This is a genomic window from Microcystis sp. LEGE 08355 (assembly GCF_015207185.1).
GTDB classification, from domain to species: Bacteria; Cyanobacteriota; Cyanobacteriia; order Cyanobacteriales; family Microcystaceae; genus Microcystis; species Microcystis panniformis.
This window is the reverse complement of record NZ_JADEXI010000708.1, coordinates 1-2,159: the sequence shown is the minus strand read 5'-3', so window position 1 is coordinate 2,159 and position 2,159 is coordinate 1. Positions and strand designations below refer to the sequence as shown.

Genomic DNA, 2,159 nt, shown 5'->3' with positions numbered 1-2,159 from the left:
GAAAAGGCGACGGTGAACCAGGTGTTAAAACTATTTGGTTGGGACTGGGAAGGTAACATGATATCAGCCAGACTTGGAAACTATCTCATCAAATTGGTTCCCCCATAGAACCCCCTTGAGCCATCTGCCACACTTTTCTCTTTTTGTCAAATTTTATGTTAAGAAAGATGTGACTAATGGATAGGACATCGGGGGGGTTAGTAAATTCGTAGGTCGGGTTGAGGCAACGAAACCCGACATAAATCCTCGGTTGTTGGGTTTCACTATCGTTCAACCCAACCTACAGCTACAGCTATAAGAGTTGATTCATGAATCAACCTACTATCCTTCATTCCGACGACCTTTAACCCCCAGTAATCCCAATCCGAACAGGGACAACGCCGCGATCGCACTGGGTTCGGGCGTGCTGGCCACCGGGCCGGTTATCTCGGTTGCGTTGATCTGGAAACTGTTAAAAATGGAACTGTTATTGAAACTCGCTCCACTGTCATTACTAAACCGGGATCCCGATGAGGTAGCGATGCCCGTCGGGGTTTGGCTAGGAAAAGAGGCGTTCCATATGAAATTTCCACTGGTGCTGGCAACGTATAACCAGTATTTAGTACCGGCGGTAAACGTGAAGGGGCTAGTGAGAGTGAAGGTGTAGTTAAAGGTTCCCGCTCCTTGAGGGGTGGGATTGGTGAAACTGGCGAGGACGGTACTGCCCGGATCGCTGCCCCCGACATCATTGCGGATCTGGACTAGGGGAGTCTCTCCTGGATCGTAGCCACTGAGTCGCAGGATGGCGTTGTCGAGGCTGTAATTGTTACCCGCGGGCAGGGTAAAGGCGAGTGCTTTTACGCCGCTGGTGCTAATACCAGTACTATTATCACCCGTTTGCGGGAGATTCCCGATCAGAACTGCCGCGCGGACAGGGTTTACCCCCCCCCGTTAGCACAAGTGAACTACTGATGCCCGCTAACACCAAAGAAATTGGTAAGGTTTTCATGATCTCTAAAAAAGTTAAGAAAGACTCCACTGAGCATATCGCAGCTGTCTCTTCTGTTGAACCATTGATTATTTATAGTTATCATTTATCGTCTGGTATGATATTTAATTCTATAGGGTGTTGACAAAATAGCTAGAAAGTGGTATGCAACATCGGGCAGTTTCTGCTCGTGCCAAGTGCGATTCCTTTAGGGAGAGGGTAAAGAGCGAAGGAAAACCGTGAGTATGGCGGTAATAATCGCGACGGTTACGGGGATAATCAGCGATTTCGCCCCTTTTAAATCGGATATATCCTTAACTAGCCCCGATTGTTCGTTTTCTAGCCTTTCTAACCGCTTATCCATTCCCTCGACTTTCTCGATTAATTTTGCCTGTCCTACCTCTAGTTTTGTCTGGCGATCATCGATTTGATCGATCTTTCCCTCGATCCGCGTCAGGATGGCTTCTAGGGAATAGGTGACGGTTTCTCCCGATTGACTCATAAACTAAATTCCTTGTTGCGGGGGATACTTAGCATTCTATCACTCCCGAAAGATGGCAGAATTACCAATCCAGAGGCAACGGCAACGATTATCAGCCTACAATATTACTAGGCGATCGAATGAATAATCTCCGAAATTCAGATGAGTCAATTAAGATCTATTTCTGGGAAAAAGTTCGCCAAAATTTGAGAACGTCATTGAGAATTCAAGGTAGCCATCACATTTACTGTATTACTCGTTCAGACTGTCTATGAACCATCGTCAACAATTAATTCAAGAACTCGAACAAGCACCTAATGATCTAATAGAAACCGTATTAGATTTTTTACATCGAGTTCAGGCAACAGGCAACAGTCATCCTCTGGCCAAGTTTTCAGGCATTTTAAGCGATTCAGAGGCACAAGAACTACAACAAGCCATTAAAACAGAATGTCGTCAGGTAGATGTCAATGAGTGGTGAAATGGATTGCTGCTCAATGTATAGAAAATAATTGGGTATTGGTGACAGATAAGTAGCTGGTTATAATAGACCTCTTGCATAATTTTTTTATGGTATAATGGAGGGCTTTGCTTTTTTCTCGATTTTTAGATTGAAGTTGAAAAAAGAATAAAATGTGATCTTAGGTCAGGAAATCATCTATAATTTTGCTATGTTTATTAGCAAAATTATGGATTATCAAAACTTATCAG

Annotated in this window: 3 protein-coding genes and 1 pseudogene; 1 reads left to right on the top strand and 3 read right to left on the bottom strand. The window is 44.2% G+C overall.

Features of this window, described 5'->3' with window-relative positions:
* Nucleotides 1-321: 321 nt before the first annotated feature.
* From IQ242_RS27305 to IQ242_RS23160, 3 genes and pseudogenes are all read right to left on the bottom strand, one after another.
* Nucleotides 322-414 (bottom strand): PEP-CTERM sorting domain-containing protein, encoded by a 93-nt coding sequence (locus IQ242_RS27305; protein WP_157404800.1) that lies wholly within the window; start codon nucleotides 412-414, stop codon nucleotides 322-324.
* A 27-nt stretch (nucleotides 415-441) separates the two neighbouring features.
* A pseudogene (locus IQ242_RS26475) lies at nucleotides 442-894 on the bottom strand (choice-of-anchor R domain-containing protein); the annotation flags it as partial.
* A 281-nt stretch (nucleotides 895-1,175) separates the two neighbouring features.
* Nucleotides 1,176-1,469: a hypothetical protein gene (locus IQ242_RS23160; protein WP_193961568.1), complete on the bottom strand. Its 294-nt coding sequence runs from the start codon at nucleotides 1,467-1,469 to the stop codon at nucleotides 1,176-1,178.
* 250 nt (nucleotides 1,470-1,719) lie between these two features.
* Here IQ242_RS23160 and IQ242_RS23155 point away from each other — a divergent pair, with 250 nt between their 5' ends.
* The gene (locus IQ242_RS23155) at nucleotides 1,720-1,929 is read left to right on the top strand and encodes a hypothetical protein (RefSeq protein ID WP_193961567.1); all 210 of its coding nucleotides are present in this window, start codon (nucleotides 1,720-1,722) and stop codon (nucleotides 1,927-1,929) included.
* The last annotated feature ends 230 nt before the right edge of the window (nucleotides 1,930-2,159 follow it).

Bases quoted from the DNA above. Each gene is read 5' to 3' on its own strand.
- IQ242_RS23160 (WP_193961568.1), bottom strand. From the start codon at position 1,469: ATGAGTCAATCGGGAGAAACCGTCACCTATTCCCTAGAAGCCATCCTG.
- IQ242_RS23155 (WP_193961567.1), top strand. From the start codon at position 1,720: ATGAACCATCGTCAACAATTAATTCAAGAACTCGAACAAGCACCTAAT.